At 42.0% G+C, this 23,976-nt stretch carries 31 protein-coding genes; 10 read left to right on the forward strand and 21 right to left on the reverse strand.

Features of this window, described 5'->3' with window-relative positions:
* Positions 1-448 precede the first annotated feature (448 nt).
* Both AB5I83_RS18285 and AB5I83_RS18290 read left to right on the forward strand, forming a co-directional pair.
* The gene (locus tag AB5I83_RS18285; protein WP_448977367.1) at positions 449-2,143 is read left to right on the forward strand and encodes a methyl-accepting chemotaxis protein; all 1,695 of its coding nucleotides are present in this window, start codon (positions 449-451) and stop codon (positions 2,141-2,143) included.
* 153 nt (positions 2,144-2,296) lie between these two features.
* On the forward strand, positions 2,297-2,476 hold the full coding sequence (locus AB5I83_RS18290) for a hypothetical protein (RefSeq protein WP_448977369.1): 180 nt from the start codon (positions 2,297-2,299) through the stop codon (positions 2,474-2,476).
* Positions 2,477-2,605: 129 nt separating this feature from the next.
* On the opposite strand, the gene AB5I83_RS18295 is transcribed toward AB5I83_RS18290, so the two are convergent.
* The 8 genes from AB5I83_RS18295 to AB5I83_RS18330 all read right to left on the reverse strand — a co-directional run bounded on the left by AB5I83_RS18295 (position 2,606) and on the right by AB5I83_RS18330 (position 8,225).
* A complete protein-coding gene (locus tag AB5I83_RS18295; RefSeq protein ID WP_448977371.1) occupies positions 2,606-2,764 on the reverse strand; it encodes a hypothetical protein in 159 nt (52 codons plus the stop codon).
* Positions 2,765-3,012: 248 nt separating this feature from the next.
* Entirely contained in the window at positions 3,013-3,711 is a 699-nt protein-coding gene (locus AB5I83_RS18300; protein ID WP_448977373.1) for a SurA N-terminal domain-containing protein, read from the reverse strand.
* A gap of 108 nt (positions 3,712-3,819) precedes the next feature.
* Positions 3,820-4,323: an N-acetyltransferase family protein gene (locus tag AB5I83_RS18305; protein WP_448977374.1), complete on the reverse strand. Its 504-nt coding sequence runs from the start codon at positions 4,321-4,323 to the stop codon at positions 3,820-3,822.
* Between the two features lie 570 nt (positions 4,324-4,893).
* A complete protein-coding gene (locus AB5I83_RS18310) occupies positions 4,894-5,199 on the reverse strand; it encodes a hypothetical protein (RefSeq protein WP_448977376.1) in 306 nt (101 codons plus the stop codon).
* A gap of 88 nt (positions 5,200-5,287) precedes the next feature.
* On the reverse strand, positions 5,288-6,244 hold the full coding sequence (locus AB5I83_RS18315) for an SDR family NAD(P)-dependent oxidoreductase (RefSeq protein WP_448977378.1): 957 nt from the start codon (positions 6,242-6,244) through the stop codon (positions 5,288-5,290).
* 129 nt (positions 6,245-6,373) lie between these two features.
* Positions 6,374-7,381: an HAAS signaling domain-containing protein gene (locus tag AB5I83_RS18320; protein WP_448977380.1), complete on the reverse strand. Its 1,008-nt coding sequence runs from the start codon at positions 7,379-7,381 to the stop codon at positions 6,374-6,376.
* The gene (locus AB5I83_RS18325; RefSeq protein WP_448977382.1) at positions 7,368-7,727 is read right to left on the reverse strand and encodes a PadR family transcriptional regulator; all 360 of its coding nucleotides are present in this window, start codon (positions 7,725-7,727) and stop codon (positions 7,368-7,370) included. Before AB5I83_RS18325 ends, AB5I83_RS18320 begins: the two co-directional genes overlap by 14 nt.
* 219 nt (positions 7,728-7,946) lie before the next feature.
* Positions 7,947-8,225, reverse strand: a complete 279-nt coding sequence (locus tag AB5I83_RS18330; protein WP_448977384.1) for a hypothetical protein — start codon at positions 8,223-8,225, stop codon at positions 7,947-7,949.
* A gap of 192 nt (positions 8,226-8,417) precedes the next feature.
* Between AB5I83_RS18330 and AB5I83_RS18335 the strand changes: the two genes are divergently transcribed.
* Complete coding sequence (locus AB5I83_RS18335) at positions 8,418-9,140, forward strand: TspO/MBR family protein (RefSeq protein WP_448977386.1); 723 nt, start codon at positions 8,418-8,420, stop codon at positions 9,138-9,140.
* 141 nt (positions 9,141-9,281) lie between these two features.
* On the opposite strand, the gene AB5I83_RS18340 is transcribed toward AB5I83_RS18335, so the two are convergent.
* Both AB5I83_RS18340 and AB5I83_RS18345 read right to left on the reverse strand, forming a co-directional pair.
* Positions 9,282-9,533, reverse strand: coding sequence for a hypothetical protein (locus tag AB5I83_RS18340; RefSeq protein WP_448977388.1), 252 nt, complete (start codon positions 9,531-9,533; stop codon positions 9,282-9,284).
* A 121-nt stretch (positions 9,534-9,654) separates the two neighbouring features.
* A complete protein-coding gene (locus AB5I83_RS18345; protein ID WP_448977390.1) occupies positions 9,655-9,900 on the reverse strand; it encodes a YuzF family protein in 246 nt (81 codons plus the stop codon).
* A gap of 143 nt (positions 9,901-10,043) precedes the next feature.
* Here AB5I83_RS18345 and AB5I83_RS18350 point away from each other — a divergent pair, with 143 nt between their 5' ends.
* Entirely contained in the window at positions 10,044-10,268 is a 225-nt protein-coding gene (locus AB5I83_RS18350; RefSeq protein ID WP_448977392.1) for a hypothetical protein, read from the forward strand.
* Positions 10,269-10,329: 61 nt separating this feature from the next.
* Here the strand turns inward: AB5I83_RS18350 and AB5I83_RS18355 are convergent, their stop codons facing one another.
* The 5 genes from AB5I83_RS18355 to AB5I83_RS18375 all read right to left on the reverse strand — a co-directional run bounded on the left by AB5I83_RS18355 (position 10,330) and on the right by AB5I83_RS18375 (position 12,850).
* The gene (locus tag AB5I83_RS18355) at positions 10,330-10,533 is read right to left on the reverse strand and encodes a hypothetical protein (protein ID WP_448977394.1); all 204 of its coding nucleotides are present in this window, start codon (positions 10,531-10,533) and stop codon (positions 10,330-10,332) included.
* Positions 10,534-10,582: 49 nt separating this feature from the next.
* A complete protein-coding gene (locus AB5I83_RS18360; RefSeq protein WP_448977396.1) occupies positions 10,583-11,437 on the reverse strand; it encodes a hypothetical protein in 855 nt (284 codons plus the stop codon).
* Positions 11,438-11,474: 37 nt separating this feature from the next.
* Entirely contained in the window at positions 11,475-11,762 is a 288-nt protein-coding gene (locus AB5I83_RS18365; RefSeq protein WP_448977398.1) for a transporter suffix domain-containing protein, read from the reverse strand.
* A gap of 572 nt (positions 11,763-12,334) precedes the next feature.
* On the reverse strand, positions 12,335-12,460 hold the full coding sequence (locus AB5I83_RS18370; protein WP_448977400.1) for a hypothetical protein: 126 nt from the start codon (positions 12,458-12,460) through the stop codon (positions 12,335-12,337).
* Positions 12,461-12,631: 171 nt separating this feature from the next.
* Positions 12,632-12,850, reverse strand: a complete 219-nt coding sequence (locus tag AB5I83_RS18375) for a hypothetical protein (protein WP_167832277.1) — start codon at positions 12,848-12,850, stop codon at positions 12,632-12,634.
* Positions 12,851-13,009: 159 nt separating this feature from the next.
* Here AB5I83_RS18375 and AB5I83_RS18380 point away from each other — a divergent pair, with 159 nt between their 5' ends.
* A complete protein-coding gene (locus AB5I83_RS18380) occupies positions 13,010-13,540 on the forward strand; it encodes a GNAT family N-acetyltransferase (protein WP_448977402.1) in 531 nt (176 codons plus the stop codon).
* A gap of 98 nt (positions 13,541-13,638) precedes the next feature.
* On the opposite strand, the gene AB5I83_RS18385 is transcribed toward AB5I83_RS18380, so the two are convergent.
* The gene (locus tag AB5I83_RS18385) at positions 13,639-14,352 is read right to left on the reverse strand and encodes a toast rack family protein (RefSeq protein WP_448977403.1); all 714 of its coding nucleotides are present in this window, start codon (positions 14,350-14,352) and stop codon (positions 13,639-13,641) included.
* Between the two features lie 550 nt (positions 14,353-14,902).
* Between AB5I83_RS18385 and AB5I83_RS18390 the strand changes: the two genes are divergently transcribed.
* A complete protein-coding gene (locus AB5I83_RS18390; RefSeq protein WP_448977405.1) occupies positions 14,903-15,298 on the forward strand; it encodes a VOC family protein in 396 nt (131 codons plus the stop codon).
* 130 nt (positions 15,299-15,428) lie between these two features.
* Positions 15,429-15,914: a CBO0543 family protein gene (locus AB5I83_RS18395; RefSeq protein ID WP_448977407.1), complete on the forward strand. Its 486-nt coding sequence runs from the start codon at positions 15,429-15,431 to the stop codon at positions 15,912-15,914.
* Positions 15,915-16,019: 105 nt separating this feature from the next.
* Here the strand turns inward: AB5I83_RS18395 and AB5I83_RS18400 are convergent, their stop codons facing one another.
* The 3 genes from AB5I83_RS18400 to AB5I83_RS18410 all read right to left on the reverse strand — a co-directional run bounded on the left by AB5I83_RS18400 (position 16,020) and on the right by AB5I83_RS18410 (position 19,247).
* Positions 16,020-16,571 (reverse strand): hypothetical protein, encoded by a 552-nt coding sequence (locus tag AB5I83_RS18400; protein ID WP_448977409.1) that lies wholly within the window; start codon positions 16,569-16,571, stop codon positions 16,020-16,022.
* Positions 16,572-16,650: 79 nt separating this feature from the next.
* Positions 16,651-17,001 carry a hypothetical protein gene (locus tag AB5I83_RS18405; RefSeq protein WP_448977410.1) on the reverse strand — a complete coding sequence of 117 codons (351 nt, stop codon included), beginning with the start codon at positions 16,999-17,001 and terminating at the stop codon, positions 16,651-16,653.
* A 179-nt stretch (positions 17,002-17,180) separates the two neighbouring features.
* Positions 17,181-19,247 (reverse strand): DUF4179 domain-containing protein, encoded by a 2,067-nt coding sequence (locus AB5I83_RS18410; RefSeq protein WP_448977412.1) that lies wholly within the window; start codon positions 19,245-19,247, stop codon positions 17,181-17,183.
* Positions 19,248-20,036: 789 nt separating this feature from the next.
* On the opposite strand from AB5I83_RS18410, the gene AB5I83_RS18415 reads away from it, so the two are divergent.
* The gene (locus tag AB5I83_RS18415; protein WP_448977414.1) at positions 20,037-20,381 is read left to right on the forward strand and encodes a PadR family transcriptional regulator; all 345 of its coding nucleotides are present in this window, start codon (positions 20,037-20,039) and stop codon (positions 20,379-20,381) included.
* A gap of 55 nt (positions 20,382-20,436) precedes the next feature.
* Positions 20,437-21,207 (forward strand): DUF1129 family protein, encoded by a 771-nt coding sequence (locus AB5I83_RS18420; protein ID WP_448977416.1) that lies wholly within the window; start codon positions 20,437-20,439, stop codon positions 21,205-21,207.
* A gap of 43 nt (positions 21,208-21,250) precedes the next feature.
* On the opposite strand, the gene AB5I83_RS18425 is transcribed toward AB5I83_RS18420, so the two are convergent.
* Positions 21,251-21,517, reverse strand: coding sequence for a hypothetical protein (locus AB5I83_RS18425; RefSeq protein WP_448977418.1), 267 nt, complete (start codon positions 21,515-21,517; stop codon positions 21,251-21,253).
* Between the two features lie 412 nt (positions 21,518-21,929).
* Between AB5I83_RS18425 and AB5I83_RS18430 the strand changes: the two genes are divergently transcribed.
* Positions 21,930-23,156, forward strand: coding sequence for an NAD(P)/FAD-dependent oxidoreductase (locus AB5I83_RS18430; protein WP_448977420.1), 1,227 nt, complete (start codon positions 21,930-21,932; stop codon positions 23,154-23,156).
* Positions 23,157-23,210: 54 nt separating this feature from the next.
* Here AB5I83_RS18430 and AB5I83_RS18435 read toward each other — a convergent pair whose 3' ends face one another.
* Positions 23,211-23,972 (reverse strand): SDR family oxidoreductase, encoded by a 762-nt coding sequence (locus tag AB5I83_RS18435; protein ID WP_448977422.1) that lies wholly within the window; start codon positions 23,970-23,972, stop codon positions 23,211-23,213.
* Positions 23,973-23,976 lie beyond the last annotated feature (4 nt).

The following is a 23,976-nucleotide window of genomic DNA, read 5'->3' on the forward strand; positions in this document are numbered from 1 at the left end:
AGATGGAACAATCACTTTTTAAAAAAGCTTTTTATACCGTTCGTCTTTTGCCAACGTTATTAATGGTAACATCCTCAGGAACACATTCAAGGGATATGGGGGCATTCGTGAGCATATGGCCGAGATAGTGAATGGAAGCGGTAACATTTTAAAGATATAGGCTATTATATGAGGCTAATCATGGATAGAGCTCTCTAAGGGGGATATATGGAGGTATATCGGAAGTGTTGAGACAAGCCCAGGAATTTCTTTATTCGATATCAAGGTCTTGGCAACAAAAATCCAAGCAAATGAAGCTCTTGGAACTGTCAGCATCATCAAACCACTTCATTAAACCATCTTCCCTTTTCCAAAAATAGAAAAAGTATCCTTACAAAACCTTAACATTCACTTTACAATCGCTCGGTATACTGAATGTAATAGGTCGATAGTATCATAATTGGAGGTAATGATTTTGAAGTTCACATCCAGGTTTTCCTCTTTCACGCTAGGCACACGCTTGCTGCTCTTATTCTCCACCCTTCTGATGATTTCGGTTGTCACTGTCGGAGTCAGCTCCTACATGAAAGCGAAGAATATGGCTGTCGAAACGGTCGAACATCGCCTTCTAAGGGAAGCACAATTAATAGGATTCATAGCCGAGAATCTGAAATTTGTCTATATTAGTGATGATGATTATTTCAGGCAGCAGTTGGAAGCGAATGTCCGCTCACAGCAGAAAAAGCTAAAAGATGACGGAATTGCTTCTGATTTCTTCTATATTAGTGAAGGAGATGCTGCTCCCTTCAATGTAAGCAAGAAGTCAGAGTATACCTTTTCCGACAGCCAAATTAAGTCCATCCAAAAATCCAGGAACGGGGTGTTCCATTCCTCATTCAATGGACAAGACTATACAATTGCTTTTAATGAAATGAAAGAAATCAATGGGATTTATGTCATCGTGATCCCTACCAGTACATATATGGAACCCGTTAATGAAATGGCTTTTTTTACAATCATCGTCATCTTGATCAGTCTATTAGCTTCAACGATTTTGATCAGCCTGTTTGTCAAAAAACTGACGAAGCCATTGAACGAGCTCAGAAACACTATGAAGAAGGCCCGCGATGGCCATCTGCAAAGTGCTGCTGATATAGATACCTCTATTCCCGAAATCAACTCACTGCAAAAAAGCTACAACAGCATGATTGAGCAGATGATGAAAATGGTGACTGAACTGACAGCCACGACAAAAGAGTTAGGAAATACCGGCAATGAGCTCAAGGATTCTTCTCAAAGTTCACTGGCGAGCAGCCAGCAGCTTGTCGCAGCCATCCATCTTGTCAAAACCGGTGCACAACAAACTACCGCAAGCTCAGAGACAAGCGTTCGAAGTTTTACAGAAATGAAAGATATGATTGAAGACATGGTAATGAATATGGACAGTGTATTCAGCAGCTCAGAAGCAATGAATGTCTCCGCTCTGCATGGTGAAAAAACACTGAGCGAACTAATCTCAATGATTCACTCATTCGAAACAGATTTCAAACAATTAGCCAAAACAGTCCATCAGGTGAAAGACTATTCGTTATCGATTACCAAACTTGTTAGCATGGTAAAAGCGATTGCCGACCAGACAAAATTGCTCGCACTCAATGCCTCGATTGAAGCAGCCCGCGCAGGTGAAGCCGGCAAAGGTTTTGCGGTTGTCGCTAATGAAGTGGGCAGCCTTGCCGAACAATCAGCAAAAACCGCTGAGGAAATCACTCAGGCTATCGGTAAAATGGAGAAAATTACGGTTGGAGCAACAGCAGAATTTGATGAGATGCATACGAAAATCATAACCAATCTATCAATGGCAGGCAGTTCACAATCGTCCTTCGACGAACTGATGGACGGGATTTCTGCCGTGAGCACCAAACTTCACTCTGTGCAAGGCGAACTAAAAAACCTTAAGAACACCCTGCCGCAGTTAGCAGAGGGAGCCGATAGCTTCCTGTCCGTCTCACAGGAAACCCTGGCAAGCGCAGAAGAAATGCTTTTGGCAAGTGAGACTCAGGTTGACCAGATGGAAACCACCGATCAAATCGGCATGAAGCTAAATAGCCTTGCCGGATCATTAGCCGAGATTACCAACCAGTTCAGTCTTGGAAGAAAAGCCTGATCACATTGTGATCAGGCTTTTCTTTATGTTAGTTCATATTAAGTGTGGTAATCTGCAGACTTAAAAAAGTCTTAATAAAACACCTGCATTCCCTTAATATCCTCCAGTTACTCTATTAGTGATATTTCCTATTAATCTTGAGGAGGATTCATAATGAAGCGCAATCTTTCTACAGAAGAAGAAGTGAAATTAAAGGAATTGAAATTACAATTAATGAATGCCCTTAACCAAAACGAGCGCCACACCATTCTAAAGAACATTGAACAATTGCTCAACAAAGCAAAGTATCGCCATAGATTCATGTCGACATTAAAGGATAATGAGACTTTGTAAGTGTGATCACCTTTAGGGTTGGCCGCAATCAGAAAAATGAATCACAAATACATCACCATCTGAGAGTTTGCCTTATTATTTTGCAACCATTTCAGGGACATGAGAACCCTCCCCATGTCCCCCTGAAATTCATTCACCATCCGCTGAAGGCTCTTTATAATAGTAATTTTTTATGTTATTGCCAGAATTATTGCCCATCCCATTCTTAACAGGTGAAATGAAGAAACCCACAACAACACCCATGGAAAACGCCAATGCCGATAAAGTAAAAATCTCTCTTTTCTCCATTGTTCAACTCCCTCTACTATTATTCACTTTTTTAAAATGCACGCAAATAATAGTGTCATAGTATTAATAGAATTATTCTGCAAAGGGAGAAAAAATTCCTACTAAATGAAAGTAAACTACCGCGTTTTCTATAAACCAGCTGCTTATCCAACAGTGCGCACTCTCATATATACTAAAGTCCAACTAAACCTACCTAAAAAAGAGGACAGACAAATGTCTATCCCCTCTTCACAAGCATTCAACTTTCTTTATGCCTTAGTGATTTTAATCTTGTCTTCATTCTCTTTACGAAGATCTTCTACCAGCTTGCTGATTTTCGCATTTTCTTTTTCAGAGATAACCTGCTGCTCGAGCTGTGGTTTGATTTTCTCTAATTCTTCAGGCTCTTGCTCTTGGGCTTTTGCTAACTCTTTATATTGGTCATATCTTGTCTGGATTTCTTCGTCCGTTACTTCTACCTTGCCAATCTTGCTGTCCAGGTATTTGTTAACGGTCATTTGCTTTTTCAGCTGGCTCTTAAGCTCTTTTTCTGTCATTTCATTCTTTTTCAGCGCTTCTTCAAACTTTTTGTCGTCCTCGAAGTTGCCTTTGATCTTTTCCAGTTCTGCATCGATTTCTTTATCTTCAATCGAGATGCCATCCTTCTCTGCTGTCTGGAGAAGCAGCTCTGCATTAATCATTTGGTCAAGAACCGACTTTTCTAGTTCTTCCTTCTGCTTGTCATCCATCTGATCAACCGGCATGCCCTGTTGTTCGTAAGTTGCTTTTGTAGCCTCAAGCTCTTTCTCGTATTGCTGCTTTGAAATACCTTGTCCATCTACAGTCGCAACCACATCTTCTTTATCTTTTTTCTCAGTATTCCCTTTTGAGCTATCATTGCTGCATGCGCCAAGCACAAGAACGGCAATGCTCAATAAGAAAATGCCTGTTAAAATACGTTTCATCATTAAAATCTCCCCTTTTCACCCAACATGTCCGTCATACTACCATATTACCTGAATGAATGGGGAATTTGTAAGGAAATGTTATCATAATGTAATATTTTTAAGAGAGTATTAACCCTCTCCTGCTATAATGCTCCTTCTTTCCAGTAAAATCGTATCCCGCCATACACCATCCATTTTACCAATACGCTCCCGCCTCCCTACCTCGCGAAAACCATGGTTTATATGTAATTTAAGACTGCCTATGTTTTCAGGGAATATACTAGACTGCAAAGTCCAAAACCCACTCTGCTCACTTTTTTCGATCAATGACCTTAATAGCAGGCTGCCTATCCCTTTGCCATTATATCTCTGACTAACATACACACTGACTTCCCCAACACCTGCGTAAACAGTCCTGCTGGATACCGAGCTTACCGCTGCCCATCCCACAACAGCTCCATCTAAACGCGCAACAATCCGACATTCCGCATTATGGCCGAGATCCCATTCTTCCCATGAAGGAGCTTCCTTTTGGAAAGTTGCATGTCCAGTAGCAATCCCCTCAAGGTAAATAGCCCTCACTTCTTCCCAATCATCTGCGCACATTTTTTCAATTTTAATAGTATCTTCCATATTGTCCACCTTGTCTTTCGTACTTCATTGTATCGTTGCCAGTCGGTATCCTTATAGAGATGAAATCATTCACATAAGGGCACCGTTCAACTCGTTCCGTATCCTTATAGAGGTGAAATCCCTCGCATAAGGGTACCGTTCAACTCGTTCCGTATCCTTATAGAGATGAAATCCCTCGCATAAGGGTACCGTTCATCTTTTTCCGTATCCTTATAGAGATAAAATCCCTCGCATAAGGGTACCGTTTGCCTTGTTCCGTACCCTTATAGAGATAAAATTCCTCGCATAAGGGTACCGTTCACCTCGTTCCGTACCCTTATAGACATAAAATCATTCGCATAAGGCCACCGTTCAACTCGTTCCGTACCCTTATAGAGTTAAATTCACTCGCATAAGGGCACCGTTCAACTCGTTCCGTACCCTTATAGAGATAAAATCATTCGCATAAGGGCACCGTTCACCTTGTTCGGTACCCTGTTATTATTTGTCTCAACTATCCAGTTGATGGGGACGGCACCCCTTTTAAATACAACAAAAAAGGCGCAAATCCTCCTGGATTACGCCGTTCTACTAATCTTTATCATTAGTGAAAATTTTAAGAGCTCCAAATATCATCACAATCGGAATCACCACTAATACTAATCTAAGAACATAGATTTCAAGGATGATGCTTGCGACTGCAAAAGGGATTGCAATCATCGAAGCCATGGCTATGAACTTAGTATACCTAATGGCTTTCCTCGATATCTCCGGCTCCTCTCTATACATCCATCGACTGCCGAACAAGATGCTTTCTTCAGGACAATAATAGGTCCAAATCAACAAGCCATAGATCGGAATCAACATAACCACTGTGAAAAAAATCGTTGTAACCATTACCTGCCTCCCCAGGAATCAGCGTTGGGACCCTATCTAATGGTACGCATATTTTCTGAAAAGGTTTCATTTAAATAGAGATGCCGGCCTACGACAAGCTTACAGGATCTCTCGTCAGGCTGACACACAGATCCCAGACTCTCCCGATATTCTCCTGGTCATCTGCGTATTTCGGGTAAACATTTTGGTCCATCAGCTGCTTGATATCCTGTGTAAGTCCTGCAGAATAATGTGAGGACTCCATCACCTTTCTTTTATCATTGATCAGCTTGCCTGTCACAGTCTTGAACTCATCGGATGTGCATATGTGGTAATAAGTGTCGGCCATCGCTTCACGAGGTGCGCTGAACACATTCTGGATCCTGGCCGCGAATCTCCAGCCTGACTGTAATTTATTTATGGTTTCTTTTGAAAGTTTAATAGCTGGAATTTGCACGGCATTGACGCTGATCCCATGGCCCCTCAATTCTTCAGCCATTTTGAAAGTCATCAGCAACAACGCCATTTTAGTATCGCCGTAAAATTTATACGTGCTGTATGGTCTTTCGTCCTTGAACTCTCCCTGAAGATTATCGAACTCAATCTTCCTTTTCGGATCGAAAAAATGCCTGATATTCGTCGTACAGGAGTGAAGGACCCGTGCATCCTCCGATTTTTCAAGCATACCAATCAATTTTCTTGTGAGCAGGAACGGGCCGACTGTATTCGTGGCAAAAGAAAGCTCGATTCCGTCCCGGCTAAGCAAGTATTGTTTCTCTCCATGATTTAAATAGGCTGCATTGTGAATCAGAATGTCTAGTTTAGGATATTTGTCTTTAAGCATTGTGGAAAATTGACGGATGGATTTGAATGAAGGAATATCTAGCTGCAGTAGGTCGACATGTGGATTCTTAGATGATTCTATTATTTCCTGTTTTGCACACTTGCCCTTCTCAAGGTTGCGGCAAGCCATTACGACGGTGTACCCCTCACTTGCAAACTTGATAGCCGCCGCCTTGCCAATACCAGAGTTAGCTCCTGTAATGACCACGATTTTATCGTCCATAAGAACCTCCTATGTAAAAAGGATCACTCTCTTTATCTTAACTTATATTCAAACTATTGAAATTTAATGGCATAAAAATTACCCAAACTGCCATAAAGAGAGAAAAAAGAAGCACCGTGTCCCGGTACTTCATTTCAAATATGCTTTATAAAATCCGGATATTGTATCAATAATCAAAACGATTGTAAACCCAATCACGACCCATGTTTTGGATTGCGTCCAGATGGTTTTGATTAGCTCGTACGTATCCTGGTTTAAATCGGTTCTGCTTACTTCGTTTAATTCCTGCATAAAGTCGGGGTTCCAGATCGCTTGGTCCTTAAACAAGAAGGAAAATAGGATTAAAGTGATTGCATTCAGAATGAAATTATACACTGCTAGCTTTTTCGTCCATTTTCCGATGATCAGCTTTAGTCCTTCTTTTACAATCCCAATCACTGCGATGATATAGATGATGTTGATGAATTGTTCTATGCGGACACTGTTTAAAAACGGAATAACGTCTACTAGTTCCCCATCTTCAAACATCATGACTCCAAATACGTGGTTGGAAGAATGAAGGAAAACAAGGAATAAGATTGAAAAAACGATTCCTGTGATTGCTTCGCCTCGCTTGATCCGCTTTTTCTGATCAGGAACTGGCGGAAGGTCTGACGGAGACCACTTGTCACTCTTTTCGGCAATTCCAACATTTGGGGCTACCCCTTTATATTGAGCAATTGCAAATCCAATCGTTACCCAGACGAACGCCTGCATGCTGGCGCTGATCACTGACGTAACATAACCGAAAAGATGTTCAATCACCGAACGTGGTTCAATTATTGATTCAATGATGAACACGACACTCATGGCGACCAGCAAAGCAAAAAAGACTATTTTCAGTACAGATATATATGAATGGTAGAGCTCAGGTCCAATCAAGTATCTTTTCGACCCACGGTACTTGTCAGCTAAATCCTTCGGGTGGCCCAGCTCAATCAGTACACTTTCCACATCCTCTTGGTCAACAGGATGGCCATTTGTCCTTTCCGCGAGCATGTCTTCAATCAAGCCCCTCAATTCCTGCGCAATATCTGCTCTCTGAGACTGCGGAAGCCTGTGGGTTACAGCATAAATATACTTATCAATCATCTCCATGTTCCGTTCCTCCCCCTTTGATCAGCGCATCCATACTAGAGGCCATCTTCTTCCATTCATCGAGCAACTTTATATAAATGTCTTTTCCAAACGCACTAAGCAAGTAAAACTTCCGGGGCCTCGCTTCATTCGTATCCCACTCACTAATCAGCAATCCCTGCTTTTCCAACCTTCTAAGCAATGGATATAAGGTACCTGCCTCCACCTGTACTCCTTTATCGGCAAGTATTGTGACGAGGGAATATCCATACTGAGGTTTTTCAAGTTGGCTCAATACAGCAATCGTTATCGTGCCCCGGCGCAATTCCTGAAGTAATTTATCGACCATTTCATTCACATTGCTCATTGTATCAACTCCTATCCTCATTATAGTGTATGACACACAGTATTGTAAATGATACAATATTAAGTAATTTATCCTGTTAAAAAAGAGAAAACAGTTTACTGTATTCTTCTTAATCAAACGTTTGATTAAAAAGGGATGAGACCTTACCAACCCTGATGTCCACCTAAAAAAACGCTCAGAGCAAAAAGCCCTGAACGTGAAACATTCTATCATTACTATTCAAATAAAAAAGCCACTAATAACAGTGTAAGTAATAGTCCCCAGGAAAAGTAATGGAGGCAATGCACTAATGACCAACCCAAATTTCGCACCTTTTTTGGTAAAAGAAAGAACGGCACCAACTAACCAGATCAAAATAAACACTAAGAAGCCAGGCTCGACAAAATAGCTGTCTGTGTAGTTCTCACCAATTGCCCCTGCCGCCATAAAAATACTGATTGGTATAGTAATAGCACCCATCAAGACTAGATGCAGAATTCTAAATATCTTAAATCTCAACACAATCCCTCCTCCCATATACCTTACCATAAATATCCAACATTAAGCAGAAAATAAACTTTTATAAAAACAGCTTCCCACCATAAACACACCCAAATGTTTATCCCCTGCCCAAAAGGCTAAATGTAGTTATGCACTTGTCTTAAGTGGAATAATATAAACAAACTACTAAAATGAAGGCTGGGGATGGAAATGGGACGTTTTATCTTGAATCTGATTGCCACAATGCTCGTGGTACTGGTCAATGCGCTTGCGAATATTCTTCCAATCAACGGGCAGACGACCGGGGAAATTTCGGATAAGCTGGATGTGCTATTCACTCCGGCGGGATATGTTTTTGGCATCTGGGGATTGATTTACATCTTATTGTTCATCTGGACAATCAGGCAGTTCCCTGCTTCCAGGAGGGATTTGCCGGTTTACGAAAAGGCCACACCGCTTTATCTGCTGAGCTCCGTCCTTAATATCGCCTGGATCCTATTATGGCACTACGAGTTTTTCCTGTTGACGGTTTTCGTGATGATCGGATTGCTGTTGACTCTCATCAGGCTTTACCATGTCATCAAAAATGAAGACCATTCTGTGTGGGATCTCCTTCCCTTTTCTGTCTACCTAGGCTGGATCAGCGTCGCCACTATCGCCAATATCAGCTATTTCTTAAAGGATATCGGCTGGAATGGATTCGGTCTTTCGGATGTCGCCTGGACACTGATCATGCTCGTGGTTGCTACAACCTTGGCCATTTATTTTCAACATAAACATGACGACCGTATCTATCCGCTCGTTTTCGTCTGGGCCTTTATTGGAATTGGTGTGAAAAATGCTGCCTCCTACCCGACAGTCAGCACCGCTTCTTATGTGCTGTCCGGTGTCATTTTGGTCGTGACCATTTTCAGCCTGTTTCGGAAGCACTGATTTCGGGACACTATGAAAATTTGAGCAACTGGGTCCAACTCCACACCTATTATAAATATAAAAAAATCGCACCTGCGAATGCTAGCTCTATCTAGCAATCGCAGGTGCGTTTCACGTCTTAAAAAAGACTACAAATAAAACCTAAGGAATAATCGTAATATGCGGCTTGCTAAAGTGGCTTGTTCCTCCGCTGCCCACAAGCACGTACCCATTCTTGGGGAACAAAGCAATCCTATCTGAACCATCAGAAAGGATCAGGTCCACTCTTGCTTTATTTTTCAAGGCTGTATATTTCACATAGCCGCTTTTCGTCACAGTGGTCTTCCAGAAATCATCAAACTCGGCTCGCAGCACCCTGTTTGAGTATGTCTGATTGGTTTTTCCTGGCTTCATTCTTGTCTAACCTCCTTGCATGAAGACACTCTCATTATTCTATTCATGATGAGAGATTTCTGTATAGACAAGAATCCACAAACGGAAAGAAGCAAAGGGACGTCATTCCCTTTGCTTCCCTTTAATTCTCTGGCATGATCCAGACAATTTCACGTATCCGCACAAAAAAGGTGGAATCATGCTCCTGGACCACCACATGGTCAGGCTTGGCATCCCTCACGATTCCACTGACAGATCCGCGCTTTGTATCCAGGACGACTCTTTTTCCAATAAGATTGCGAAGTGCAGCATAGACGAACGGTTCAACGACAACCACGTTCATTGGCCCATTTTGCGCTCCTTGTGAATACATTCCATTAGGCATCATAATACTTCTTCCCTCCAGGCAGGTCACATTTCACCTGATTATACTATGAGGACTTCGCCTGGTTTGTTCCCTGCTGAGGGTGAACTGAATTCACTGTTAATATATGGTACAATAATAAATATCAAATCATATGAGGTGATATCTTGGCTTGGATTCTGTTTTTCATCACAGCTATTACAGCTCTATGGGCTGTCCTTAATGTAAAAACAAAGCCCAAACTCAGCTTGATCGTGACTGCACTCGTATCTTTTACAATGTTCTACTTTATCGGAAAGATTGGAAACGAGGAAGTATTCATTCTCGCCTCCATCCTCTTTTTCATCATTGGTAATGTCCTGTTTTTCCAAAACAAGTGGAGACAAGCATAAAGGGACGGTTCGCCCGTCCCTAACGTTTCCTAAAACACCAATACCGTTCCTGTGTCCCCGTTCACTTCATCTTTTCCACTCTTTGTCGATGATTCACATCTATCACAATATCTCCTACACCCATGGCAATCAAACCATTTAGCAAAGCGAATAATGGAATGACTAGATCTCCGCCGCCATTTGAAAAAAAAGACATAATGATTACAACGATACTAAAGAAAACGAAGGCCATCCCCAATAAATATAATATTCGACCAACAAACAACAAGACCCACTCCCTTTATAATCTACCTAGCTTCTTTATAGGCTTAACATCACGAGCTCTCCAGCGGAAACAAAGGATATTCCCAACGATGGGTACATTCCTCCAGCATATAATAACCACGCTCTTCATCTGGTACGATGCGGGTACACTGCTGCCGCGGTATCGACCCCTGTTCTCCTTCACTCGTTACCTCAATCCAGCTCTCATCTGCTGCTTCATCATAGCGTGTGACCAGCCGGTTTCCATTCACATAGATTGTGTGGCCGTCTTCTTGATTCTCGACTTTTTCAATGAAAACTTCGATCTCCTCTAAAATTTCTTTTTCAGTTCCTTCTATATTCTTTTTCTCACCCCTGGCTGATTCGGAACCACCAAGATGCACTTCCTTCATCTCCTGCCAGGCAGGAAAACGTATCGTGTTTTCGGTGACCCACTCAGCTCGGTCAACGCCAAGGATTTCTTCGGCCTCCAGCCCTGGATGTTCAGTACCTTGTATGACCATTGTGATCGATTGTTCATCAAGGAGCTTGCCCACTATCCCAAACCTTGTTTTGTAAAAATGGTACTGGTAAGTCGATTCGCCTAATGAGAAAAGTCTGTATTCAATCGTGATAGATTGCTTGTTCCATGGAGAATCAATCTTCGTATAGCTATAATCCCATAGCATGACCATAAAACTATGGAACAGTAACACCGGTAAAATGACGATCATACCAACAATCGACAACCTTTTTCTAAGTTGCGTTGAACGATAGGCGACTGCTGCTAACACCAAAAAATTCACTGTTAATGGAATGATATATCCCGTTGGCTTTAAGAATAAAAAGAAGTAATCCGTCAAATGCATGATGAAAAGCAATAAGTCCATTGCACCCAGAAGATACAATGCCTTTTTTGTATTCATTGTTTCTCCTCACTTCCCTGCAACAATCCTAACCCGCTTACTCACCATCCTCTTGCCTGCCTCCATTCCTTCTTTTCTTCCAGTTCTTCGGGTTAATAGCTGTCCTAATTTTTCTCGCTGCTTCTTTGCCCACCATTAAAGCCCCGACCCAGAATAAAACCTCTGCCATGACGAGAGCACTTGTGATACTGATTGCTTTTATTTTTCCCGAAATGGGCAAAAAGGGAATTCCAAGAGGCATCACCCAAACGATAAAAGATGCGATGATCAAGATCATTCCTATTCTATATACCAAGGGTTTCGTTGCTTTTGATTTCGTCTCCATCAGTTCCTCCATCGCTTTACTTCATAACATCTAAGTCCTTACCCAATATTTTAACAAAATCAACGGCACCACACCCATACAACCACAAAAAAACGCTCATCCTCCTGGATCAACGCTGTTCCGGCTTTTCTTTATAAATACAGCTCTGTTGTTCCTCCAACTTGTTACCGGAATCCCTGCCTTCTCCTCTTTTCGGGCACATGATTCTCCAACTTGTGACCGAAATCTCGGGCTCCTCCTCCTTTCGGGCACATGTTCCTTCAACTTGTGACCGAAATCCCTGCCTTCTCCTCTTTTCGGGCACATGTTCCTCCAACTTGTGACCGAAATCCCGAGCTTCTTCTCTTTTCGGGCACATGTTCCTTCAACTTGTTACCGAGATCCATGGCTTCTCCTCTTTTCGGGCACATGTTCCTTCAACTTGTTACCGAAATCTCGGGCTCCTCCTCCTTTCGGGCACATGTTCCTTCAACTTGTGACCGAAATCCACGGTTCCTACTCTTTTCGGGCACATGTTCCTCCCACTTGTTACCGACATCCCTGCCTTCTCCTCTTATCGGGCACATGTTCTTTCAACTTGTTACCGAAATCCACGGTTCCCACTCTTCTCGGGCACATGTTCCTTCAACTTGTGACCGAAATCCACGGTTCCCACTCTTCTCGGGCACATGTTCCTTCAACTTGTTACCGAAATCCATGGCTTCTCCTCTTTTCGAGCACATGTTCCTCCAACTTGTGACCGAAATCCACGGTTCCCGCTCTTTTCGGGTACATATTCAAAATACCCCATATAAATTCTGTAGGTTCTGCAGTGCCCATAATTTCATGTTTGAAATCCTTAAAAAATAAAAAGCATCCATAAAGGATACTTAGTTATAAACTTTCAATGGCTGAATATTGACTTTCAGCACGATGGTTGCAGGATCGTGAACCATATTTATTTTATCTACCATGTATTCCTTTTTATTGATCGTGACCGTATTGCAGGCCCGCAAGGCAGAAATATATTGCTCCCACTGCTTTACGCTGGCACTTAAGAGACATTTGTCTTTAAGATAATAATCCACTCTGTTGGAAACACGGTTCAACTCTACACCCCCTTTTGATAGAGTTTATGAACCATGTGACCTAATCATGACAAGCTATCTCTAAGAAAAATTAATAGGCTGTCTATTACCTTTTGGTTATCAAGAAATCGATGTTTCGCGGTATAATCCGATTAAGGATTCTGAAAGAAAGGAAGTTGGATGATGGCAATTACTTATGAGCTTGTACCTGAAGAGCAGATTAGCACTGTGAAAGATCTCTGCAACGAGTTGATGGTCTACCAGAAATCATTAGCGACGATTCGTCCTGAGCTCTTCGATGGCATGAGCTTTGAAACGAGACTGGTCCCATCGGTTAAAAACGCGAAAGCCAATCAAATCATAGCCGCGATTGATGGCGATGAAGTTGTCGGTTACGTGTATATCAATGTATCCCCAAAGGAAGTGTATTCAAATGAGTTTGCTACTTTCTTTGACATGGACTCGGTGAAAGGCAATGATGTCGGCTGCCTTTCGCAGTTCTATATCAAAGACGGGTACCGCAGCATGGGCATTGGATCCGTCCTTTATGAAAAATCAAAGGAATGGCTCGACTCCCAGCACGATGTTCATGACCAGTTCATCTATGTGTCCAACGGGAATGATGCTGCCCTCCATTTTTACAAAAGCAAAGGGTTTAAAATAAGCCATCAGATTTTGGATGGATTCATCACCGTTCTTAGAAATACATAGTGGAAAGCTCCCTTCAAACTCCCTGCCCAGTCCAAGAAAAAGCGAACGGCTCCGCTGTCTCACATTTCGTGAAACCCGTAGCTGTTCGCTTGCTTTCATTATCTCTCCGTTTTAAACGTTACTTCACCAACGCCAATGTCGGCGTCCAAATCGATTTTTATTTTTGCATCTTCGTAAGCTTCATTTACATAAGTTCCATTACCTTTTGAAATCAAATCTTCAAATGACGCTGAGCCAATTCCTTTATCTACGCTGACTCTTACTCCGATATCCTTAGGAAGAATAACGGTCATATGCCCTACTCCAGATGAAATCCGCCCATCAAAACTTTCTTTCCAATCTCCTCCGAGATCAACGGTTATTTCACCAACCCCTGCGTTCACTTCAAGGTTTGAAAGCTGCAATCCCTTCAGGTCAAGATTGGTGTCTGATGCCCCGGCATTTACGACAAGGTCTAGTGGAACATCCTCATTCAGCTTCAGATCCCATTCATTTTTCATCTTGCCAATTTTAAAATAGTCCGGCTGAGAAATCTCCACCTTGCCAACCTTCCCGTCAAGGTCATAGGAAACTTCAGGTTTCATTTTTTCTGGCTCATAGATTGCGTTCCCGTTAACCCATTCACCCGCACCGTCCGCCACATCCATTTTACCGGCTCCAAAATTCAGAACAACCTCAAGCTCCTTGGCACTGTCCTTCTCGACAACGACTTCATTATCACTAGCGCTATTCGCAAAAATCATGTTATTGCAACCTGACAACAATAAAACCGCAGACACTGCCGCTACACCAAAACCCATCACTTTTTTCATATTATTTCGCCTCCAACTGATTATAGGTTAATCATAAGCCTTAACCTACGATCAATTAACAGGCTGCAGCTTTAATATGGAGTCAGCCTTAAGACCTATAATTGGAACATTTCACCAATAGTCTTACCCATTGAAATAGAGGAAGACAATGAGGAAGATAATCAGACCCATCATGAAGACCGAACCAAGACTAGCGCTGAAAACCACATAAACCTTGGTGTGAAGTATCACATGCACAAATAGAACTATAAGCAAACAGAAAAGCGCAAAAATGACTACATTCAAATTTTTATTCCTATTCAAAAAATCAGCACCTTATAGTTCCAATTTCGTATGGCAGTATTTGTCCGAATCCATTTATTCATTATATATTTTTGCGATACAAGTTTTATTCATGATTCCTTCAACACCTTCCCTGCGAAAAAAGCTTAGTCTAGCACCTGGCATAAAAGTATAATTCATCAATTTAATACCATAATGGAGAAGGAGTGCCCAACAGCTTTATAGAAAAATACATTCTAGAGATTGTTTTTATAATTAGGAGGTAATCATGGGAAGATTAGTACATTTCGAAATACATGTAGATAACATGGATCGTGCAAAAAAGTTTTATGGTGAAGTATTTGGATGGACATTTGAAGATTACAGCGAATACGCTGGCATGCCCTATTTTGGGGCGGTGACTGGTGGTGAGGATGAGCCTGGAATTAATGGAGCTTTAATGCAACGTCAAGGTCCCCCTCCAGAAGCAAACCAGCCTTTAAATGGATATGCCTGTACAATGGGCGTAGAAGATTACGATGTGACGGAAACAAAGATCCTTAATAATGGCGGCGTAGTGGCATTGCCTAAATATGCTCTGCCTGGCATGGCGTGGCAGGGGTACTATAAAGATACAGAAGGAAATATCTTTGGCATTCATCAACCAGATTCAAATGCAAAATAGGGTACTGCCACAATAAGAAAAGGGACGGTTCTCTCGTCGCAAAAAGAACTGTCCCTTGCCATAAGACTCGAAACTATTTTCATAATACGCTTAGAAAAAGGACACCTTATTCAAAGGAGGTGTCTGTAAGATGAAGGACAGGACAATATTGAACATATTGACCATAATTGGATTAGTTGGAAGCCTATTTTTTTTATCACGCAAGAAGAGAAATATAAAGGACTGGTTCCTTATCTTTTTTATAAAAACGTTTGTTTCTACAATATTTGATGGACCGCTGATCAAAACTAAATATATGCAATATCCACATCGCTATCTTCCTAAATTATTCGATTCAAACATCGTGTTTCTTTACATATTATTTCCTTTATCATGTGTCATGTACAATCAATTCACCGATAAAATGAAACCATTGAAAGCTGCTTTGAGCGTGTTTCTTTTTAGCGCACCAATGACGCTTGTTGAGAACTGGCTTGAAAAAAATACAAAGTTAGTGAAATATAGTAAAGGCTGGAATGGATATATAACATTCAGTGTTCTTTCGTTTACATTTTTACTTGTTAAAGGATGTATCGAGGGGATTAGATTTTTAGAAAAAGAAGCTCGTAATCCCTAATGTATGGGCATGCTTTTTCAATTCGTCACTCATGATAATGTTCCTGGTTAACATGGCAAATTCGCATATCGTCACTATTCCAGGGACACCATCATCCCCATTTCATCACACAGCTTTTGTAGCTTTGTCCTTTCTCGGCCAAATGAAGTAGCTCGCTGTTATCGCGGTATCAATGACCAGAATAAATCCCCAAGTTTTTAGGACAGCGAAAAGGCTCTCCGTCCTTGCCGAGTCTTGGATCAGGAATACAATTAAACCGAGCATACTGCCTCCAATCAGGAACGCAGCATAATGGCGGAACAGGTTTTTCCTTTCGTTCCGGGAAAACTCACTGCCCTTCAACCGTTGAGGTTTTTCACCCTTTCGCAGTATATAATATCGGAAACGCGAATCCGCCCAGTTGATCATGCTTTTTCCATAGGCAACCGAAACACCAATATAAATGGCCGCGATCCCATGGGCAATGGTAGCCGTTGCCCCACGGTACATGTCATAACTAGTAAGGGTCAGCAACAACAGATCAATTAACGGTGTCAAAGCAAAGAAAATGATACTGAGCTTGTTTTTCTTAAAAACATACCGAATCGTCAGCCCCAGAATGATCACGATCCAAAACGCAATTTCACAGGCGACAATCATCCATGCAACGAAACCCACAGAAAATCCTCCTTCATTTCACGAGACAGAGGGACGGTTCTCCAGTCCCTAAATTCCGTACCACTATCTATTAATTAATCTAAGTAACAACAAATAAAGATATAATGATTAATACCATTCCTGAATAGCCAAGAGAATCAATGACTGTGTTTGTTTTGCGTTCCCCTTTATTTCGTTCTTCTTGCTCTATTTGTCTGTTTAACTTATTTTGTAAATGTTCATCAGGAAACATTACCGTTTGGTCAGCACGACTTCCGAAGAATAGCAGTCGATGGATTTTTACAGATGGCAAAATTAAAATGAATCCTACAGCCAATCCTCCCATCCCCACTACATCTCTGTTGATGCCGGAAGTGAAAATTATCGATACTAGGACCAAAAGTGACAAGACAATTAAACTAATCACTAATGTTAACTTTATTTTTTTCAAATGGACCCTCCACTCATTTGCTTTTCATGTAAAAACAGACAGCTCATTCTCGAGAGATGAATAACAGGACATGGAAGAAAAACACTATTCTCCAGGACAACAGAACCGTCCCCATGTCGCACATCCCTAAGTTTTTCCGATTAAACAGAGGGACAGTTTCCCGTCCCTCAAAATACATGTTACTTATTATCCTCGGACACCAGAACCGTCCCCAGGTCCCAAGATTCATCCATGTACTTCAAGCTGTTATAACCGGTAATTAGGAGTTTCATGGATTTCTCTTCAACATTATCTACCTTCATGGTCATTTCTGTGACGAAATAGCGTGGCTCCTCTAATTTTTCAAAATCGACTCGTTCGGTTTGCATATCATATTCGACGCCGTCTTTATCAACAATTACTGATTTGGATTCCATATGGGTTACATTGAATTGCTGATTTTTGTCATTCACTAAATCCATGTGAAGGGATTCAAATACCCGATTTTCCAGATCATCACTCCGTACGGTCACTTCGATAGACTGACCAACTTTGGTCTTATCAATAGAGATGGTACTGCCTGCATATTCAATCTCCTGCGGGAATGTCCCGCTCAGCTCGATGCTCTTATGATCTACAATCGATAGATAGATCGAGTCTAAATTGGCTCTGATGTCTTTGACTTTCTCACCATAGAGCGGGTCGAAATATGCCTGGAAAGCAGTCCAGTCACTGTCCAGCTGGTAATCCAAAAAGTGGCTGCCATACCGGTCGGACTTCACTTTTTTTTCATTCACCTCTAGCGATTTGAAATTGAGGAAATCAAGCCTCTTCTCTTCGTTTTCAGTATTAATGCCAAACTGTAATAGAGTGCTAGTTGGGGCTACAATCAACTTATCCAGTCTGATGGCGACACCCTCGAGTTCTTTTTGTTCATTGATTTCGTATTCAGTGGCAGCCTGTTTCGTTACAGGGAATTTGAAGCTCCAATCCCCTGCCTTATAATCACCGGAAGTAAAGCCGAATGACAATGAAGCATCGTTAGCCAGTCTTTGAAGCCTGGTGATCCTTAACTCGATTTCCCCCTGATCCTCTTTTAGCGGCCTTAGGGCTACCTTTCCATAGAAGACATTCCTCTCTTTTTTGTTCATCTCGGCCTCGACATCTGGAAAAGAGTAGCGTGGATAGGATTCACGATTCATGATGTCAAATTCGTTCACGACTGCCAATCCATCCTCAAAAGTCATGAAATACTGCTTGTCTTCCTTCAGGTCATGAATTTCATAGAATACAAGCGTCTGGATATCATCCGCAACCACGCCCTTAATCTTCACCTTCACCCCGCCACTTTCAGCTTCCAGATTCAGCCTCTGGCCAAAACCCTCCTGGAGGAAGGCGCGTAACTGCGCATCATCTTCCGTCCAGGCATAATAGGCCTTTGGAAACGCACCGGTAATGAAGCCAATCGCAATAATAATAGCTAATGCACTTGCAAAGCCAAGGGACCATCTTTTAAGCTTTTTATTCTTTTTCTGTCTATGTTCCTTCTGATCTGCGAATCTCTTTTTGACATTCTCCATTAGTTGAGGATTTACTTCCAGGTCATTGACTCCTTCAACATGGTTCAATCTCGTCATCGCGACTTCCTGGAAGCTGGCCAAATCTTCCTGACAAACACTGCAATTGTAAAGATGAATCTCGAACTCTATCTTTTCCGGACGTTCCATGCATTTTTCCAGGTAATCGATATAATGCTTCTGGTACTGCTCACAGCCATGATAGTCGATTCCATCTACTTGTTTTCTTACCGTCTGAATCCCCAAGAACAATGATTGCTTTATTTTTTCATCCTTAACACCAAGGATTTGAGCCGTTTCCTCAAGGGTAAGGCCTGTTACATATGTAAGAACAAACGCATCCTTTTCAACGCCCGCCAGTTGATGTATGGCAGCAATTACATCCGAGGCTGGTTCCGTACCCTCCGAATCTTGCACATTTCGATCAGCAGAAAGCCCTCGGATGTTTTGAATAAAATTCGACGTGACCCACATCTTGAATGTTGAATTTCCCTTATACCGCGGCCATTCCTTATGCACCTTCAGAATACTCTGGTAAAAAAGTTCCTCCAACTGCTGCGAGTTGTGAGTATAACACCAGCCAAGACGATAGAAATATTCACTATGCCTTTCAAACCAATCCACGACAGATTCAATGCCCATCTCTTGAATCGCTGCAATCGAAATCGGCTCCATTTTTTCCAGCATCATTATTAACTTCCCCCCTTTGGACAAAGCCCGTCCACCCATCGCCCAGACTTACAATCATAGACATTCCACATCTTAACTATTAGAATAATCAGTTATTTATAAAAAGACAGATTCCCTAAGAGCAACACGCCACTGCTTTTTTCAAATCCTTATCTCGGACCCAGATCTCGCCTTCTCTGATTTCATATTTTATCCCCGCATCATCCAGACGCTGGATTTGGTTATCCGTACTATCTGTCCAGTGGGTATACGAGTCCTCCGTGTTGCAAGCTGCTAAAAGAACCAGCACGCTAAAGCTTAAAATTAGTTTCTTCTTCAAAATACTCATCCCTAACTGCTTATCGTTACTTCCACGATACCACAAAATGGCAGGCATAGACATAGTTTGGACGACCGGTTAGAACATTAATTGGAAAACATCTACTATATAACCCTTGCATTGCAAGATACCTTCATGTATAGTAAAAATATATCTTGCAATACAAGGTACTGATTTACACAATGGTCTTGCAATACATAGGAAAATTTTTTCACCTAATTATCTTTTAATACAAGATCTTGTTTTTTTTATACAAATGTCTTGTAAAATAAGATCCTTTTTTTTATACAAATGTCTTGTAAAATAAGATCCTTTTTTTTACACAAATGTCTTGTAAAATAAGATCCTGTTTTTTTTTACACAAATGTCTTGTAATACAAGGTAGCATATTTCACTTACCCGCTTCAGCTACCATGCAAAATAAGTACCTAAATACTTCGCAATTCAAGTTACTGAAAGGAGCCCGTCAGATGGCTGATACGACGCAAATGCTTAAAGGGATTCTCGATGGATGCCTTTTGTCCATCATCAAAGAGGGCGAAATTTATGGGTATGAACTGGCTGCCAAATTAGAGTCCTATGGCTTTCATTCTTTTAGCGAAGGAACGATCTATCCCCTTCTGCTGCGGATGCAGAAAGAGGGTCTCGTAAGCACAACATTAAGGAAATCGACTGCTGGGCCGAAACGGAAATATTATTCATTGACGGAAAAAGGCGAGCAGGAATTGGAGCAATTCATCCTTCGGTGGGCGCAACTGAGCTCCTCGGTGAACAATGTATTGAACAAAGGCTATTTTCGTCATGATAGTTGTTAAAATCCTAAAGCCGATTTCAACGTGAAAAAGAGCCTATATAAAAGGGGGAAATAAAGTGAGTGTTTCGAAACAAGCAGAGCAATTTTTAGTGGAACTGCGAATGTATTTAATTTCAAAAGGGAAAAACGACCAGGAAATCAATGAGATCACCGAAGAACTTGAGGTCCATTTGATGGAGGCGGAAGCAGCCGGCAAGGATGTCAGCCATATCATCGGGGACAGTCCGAAGAATTATATGAAGAGCATTGGCGAATCCATGAAAACCGATTATCGACAGCTTGCTGGCTTGGTTCCCTTGATGATCTTGCTGCTGGCAGCTTACATGAGTATCGGCCCTGCCATTGAAGGAACTTTTTCCGTATCGCAAGGGACCATCTGGTTCGCGCTGGTCATCAGCTCCATCAGCATCCTGGTTTACGGCGCATTCTTATTCAAAATTATGCCGAAATTCTTTCATTCTAAATGGGGTTACGTGATATTTATCGGAATCTCCTTCATCGTAACCGGAATCATGGTCGCATTGATGTTATGGTACAAAACACAGGAATTCGAAGAGGTCTTCGTCGCAACGCCAGCGCAAAACATCCTGATCATTGTCCTGTGCGCCGCCATTTTCATTGGTGCCGCTCTCTATACTAAAACCTGGTTCACGGTATTGATTCCTTTATTCCTCTCCATGGGACCTATTGCAACAAGATTCGTACCAGAAGATTCAAACAATGACCCGCTTTACATCACGATTACCATCATCGCCTTCGTACTCGCATCTGCTGTGGCCATAGCCATCTTTATTTTCCAGAGTAAGAAAGATCGAAAAAAGGTTTAAATACGACAAAGGAGCTCAACTAAGTTAAGCTCCTTTCTGTTTTTTACTGAATCTCATGATCAGGATAAATCAATACATGGTCGACAAAAATCCGGCACTCTACCGTGATCGCACCGCCAAGGCTGACCTTTATATACTGGTTTTCACCTTGATTATTTTTAATGACCCCGTTCAACGTCGCCCGATCAAACGCAAACCCCAAATTCTGATCCTGCAATTTGCCGTCTACATAAAGCTTTTCCCCGTTAAACCACGTATTCTCCACTTGTATATGATGACCTTCGTATGTAACTTCAAATACTTTTTTCATATCCATCCCCCTATCCCTTTCTCTATATACGGATAGGAAGACTAGAGGTTCCATGAAAAGTGGCTGCACGAGTCTTCAACTGGAAAAAATCAGCGGAAATTCCCAAGTCGCCAATAAAAATCATTTTTCGCCAATAAACCGCTCATTATCGCCAATAAAATTAAATTTCCGCCAATAAACCTTGAGAAATCGCCAATAAAATTAGATTTTCGCCAATAAACAAAACAGGCAGGTGATTGTTGAGATGTGTAAACGATTTTATCAGTACTTTCTGATCCATTTTTTAAAAATCACTATAAACTTCGGATTTAAAAAACCATTTTCATCATAATGAGCAGCATCCCTATTTCTCATGAATGCCACGCCACCACATGGAAATACTATGAACATCATTTTTATCAGGAGGAAACACATGAATGTAATGTCGGGTACTTATTATTGGCCTGCCACTTTCCCAGATCCTCCTTCTTATCCGCAGTTAGAAGGAGATCTTGAATGTGATGTCCTGATTGTCGGGGGAGGCAGCTCTGCTTCTCAATGTGCCTATTACCTGGCAGACTCTGGCCTGAAAGTGGCTGTCATTGAGAAAGGAAATGTTGGAGGCGGCAGTACAAGTTCGAATACTGCGCTCATCCAGTATTCAGGAGAAAAAATGTTCACAAATCTGGCCAACTCTTTCGGAAAAAAGTATATTACGAGGCATTTAACACTGCTTCAGGAAGCGATCTATGAAATGGAGTCGGCAGCTTCAGCGACTGAGATTGATTGTGAATTTACCCGAAGAGATTCGCTTTATTCAGCCAGCTGCAGTGAGGATGTCAATACACTGAGGAAAGAATACGAATTTTTAAAAGAGCAAGGATTGACCGTAGATTTTCTCAAGAAAGAAGAAATCGAACAGAAATACCCTTTCAGCAGGGAGGCTGCCATCTACTCCTATGGTGATGGTGAGCTGAATCCATTTAAATTTACTCATGCGTTAATGGACCATGCTGCACGTAAAGGTATAAAAGTGTTTGAAAACACCGAGATGAACGGCCATCATCATGACCCTAAATCGAACAGAATGATTGTTTCCACTAAAAATGGCCACTCCATCTCTGCAGGTAAAGTCATTTTTGCCGCAGGGTATGAAGGAATTGACTTAAAAAAGGAAAAACTCGTTTCCTTTGTCAGTACATATACTGTCACTTCAAAACCTGTCAGCGAGCTATCCTCCTGGTATAACCGCACGCTTTTATGGGAAACAGCGCGGCCCTATATCTACTTGCGGACAACGGCAGATAATCGCATCATTGTTGGCGGTCTTGATGACAATACGAATAAACCCTCAGACCGGGACAGCAAGCTGATCCATAAAAGAGACAAGCTGGTGGATGAGTTTAACAAGATGTTCCCGGAGATCCAATTTGAACCTGAGTATTATTTAGCGGCATTTTATGGGGGGACAGCGGACGGACTTCCGATTATCGGAGTGTATGATGAGTTTCCGAACAGCTATTTCCTCCTGGCGTTCGGCGACAACGGAACCGTATACAGCCAGATGCTCGCGAAAATTATTGCCGAAGACATCGTAAAAGGAAGCAGCCCAGACCTCGAGCTGTATTTACAGAACAGGCCTCATGCAGGCAAAAACTAGAGGGAATCAACAGAAGATGGCTCCTCTTATCACCTAGAGGAGCCATCTTTATGTTTAAAATGCAGATGTCCAACCGCCATCAACTGTAAGAACGGTCCCGTTCACGAAGCTGGACTCGTCGCTTGCCAGGAACAAAGCTGCTTGTGCGATTTCTTCCGGCTTGCCGGCTCGAGGTGATAAAGAGTGGGTCATTCCTGCACGTGACATGCCGAATTCATTGATGTTCGTCATGCTTGAACCAATATTGGTCTCAACTGCTCCCGGTGCGATGGCATTGCAGCGAATCCCTTTTTGCGCATACATGAAGCCGGTATTCTTTGTTAATCCAATCACCGCATGTTTGGATGCACCGTATGCTGCTCCGGCATGCGCACCGCTGAACCCGCCGGTGGAAGCAATATTAATGATGATCCCCTTTTCCTTCTCCAGGAAAATCGGAATCGCTTTTCGCATCGCGCGCATAACGCCTTTCGTATTCACATCGAAAACTTTGTCCCATTTTTCATCCAGAATGTCACCAACCGGCTCAAAGCCATCCATGATGCCGGCATTGTTCACGAGGATGTCCAGCGTGCCAAACTCCTGAACCGCTGTATCGATCATATTCTCCACATCAGCCAATTCCGCCACATTCACTTTCAAAGCCTTAGCAGTTCCACCATTTTCGGTAATCCCCTGTGCAACGGCCTCAGCACCATCACTATTAAAATCAGCGAGAAGAACCTTTGCCCCTTCGCGAGCATAAAGTTCCGCAATCGCCTTTCCCATGCCAGATGCCGCGCCCGTTACAACCGCCACTTTTCCATCCAATTTCATACCG

This window comes from Mesobacillus sp. LC4, from assembly GCF_053543455.1.

Bases quoted from the DNA above. Each gene is read 5' to 3' on its own strand.
- AB5I83_RS18285 (WP_448977367.1), top strand. From the start codon at position 449: ATGATTTTGAAGTTCACATCCAGGTTTTCCTCTTTCACGCTAGGCACA.
- AB5I83_RS18290 (WP_448977369.1), top strand. From the start codon at position 2,297: ATGAAGCGCAATCTTTCTACAGAAGAAGAAGTGAAATTAAAGGAATTG.
- AB5I83_RS18295 (WP_448977371.1), bottom strand. From the start codon at position 2,764: ATGGAGAAAAGAGAGATTTTTACTTTATCGGCATTGGCGTTTTCCATG.
- AB5I83_RS18300 (WP_448977373.1), bottom strand. From the start codon at position 3,711: ATGATGAAACGTATTTTAACAGGCATTTTCTTATTGAGCATTGCCGTT.
- AB5I83_RS18305 (WP_448977374.1), bottom strand. From the start codon at position 4,323: ATGGAAGATACTATTAAAATTGAAAAAATGTGCGCAGATGATTGGGAA.
- AB5I83_RS18310 (WP_448977376.1), bottom strand. From the start codon at position 5,199: ATGGTTACAACGATTTTTTTCACAGTGGTTATGTTGATTCCGATCTAT.
- AB5I83_RS18315 (WP_448977378.1), bottom strand. From the start codon at position 6,244: ATGGACGATAAAATCGTGGTCATTACAGGAGCTAACTCTGGTATTGGC.
- AB5I83_RS18320 (WP_448977380.1), bottom strand. From the start codon at position 7,381: ATGGAGATGATTGATAAGTATATTTATGCTGTAACCCACAGGCTTCCG.
- AB5I83_RS18325 (WP_448977382.1), bottom strand. From the start codon at position 7,727: ATGAGCAATGTGAATGAAATGGTCGATAAATTACTTCAGGAATTGCGC.
- AB5I83_RS18335 (WP_448977386.1), top strand. From the start codon at position 8,418: ATGGGACGTTTTATCTTGAATCTGATTGCCACAATGCTCGTGGTACTG.
- AB5I83_RS18340 (WP_448977388.1), bottom strand. From the start codon at position 9,533: ATGAAGCCAGGAAAAACCAATCAGACATACTCAAACAGGGTGCTGCGA.
- AB5I83_RS18345 (WP_448977390.1), bottom strand. From the start codon at position 9,900: ATGATGCCTAATGGAATGTATTCACAAGGAGCGCAAAATGGGCCAATG.
- AB5I83_RS18360 (WP_448977396.1), bottom strand. From the start codon at position 11,437: ATGAATACAAAAAAGGCATTGTATCTTCTGGGTGCAATGGACTTATTG.
- AB5I83_RS18365 (WP_448977398.1), bottom strand. From the start codon at position 11,762: ATGGAGACGAAATCAAAAGCAACGAAACCCTTGGTATATAGAATAGGA.
- AB5I83_RS18370 (WP_448977400.1), bottom strand. From the start codon at position 12,460: ATGGATTTCGGTAACAAGTTGAAGGAACATGTGCCCGAGAAGAGTGGG.
- AB5I83_RS18380 (WP_448977402.1), top strand. From the start codon at position 13,010: ATGATGGCAATTACTTATGAGCTTGTACCTGAAGAGCAGATTAGCACT.
- AB5I83_RS18385 (WP_448977403.1), bottom strand. From the start codon at position 14,352: ATGAAAAAAGTGATGGGTTTTGGTGTAGCGGCAGTGTCTGCGGTTTTA.
- AB5I83_RS18390 (WP_448977405.1), top strand. From the start codon at position 14,903: ATGGGAAGATTAGTACATTTCGAAATACATGTAGATAACATGGATCGT.
- AB5I83_RS18395 (WP_448977407.1), top strand. From the start codon at position 15,429: ATGAAGGACAGGACAATATTGAACATATTGACCATAATTGGATTAGTT.
- AB5I83_RS18410 (WP_448977412.1), bottom strand. From the start codon at position 19,247: ATGATGCTGGAAAAAATGGAGCCGATTTCGATTGCAGCGATTCAAGAG.
- AB5I83_RS18415 (WP_448977414.1), top strand. From the start codon at position 20,037: ATGGCTGATACGACGCAAATGCTTAAAGGGATTCTCGATGGATGCCTT.
- AB5I83_RS18425 (WP_448977418.1), bottom strand. From the start codon at position 21,517: ATGAAAAAAGTATTTGAAGTTACATACGAAGGTCATCATATACAAGTG.
- AB5I83_RS18430 (WP_448977420.1), top strand. From the start codon at position 21,930: ATGAATGTAATGTCGGGTACTTATTATTGGCCTGCCACTTTCCCAGAT.
- AB5I83_RS18435 (WP_448977422.1), bottom strand. From the start codon at position 23,972: ATGAAATTGGATGGAAAAGTGGCGGTTGTAACGGGCGCGGCATCTGGC.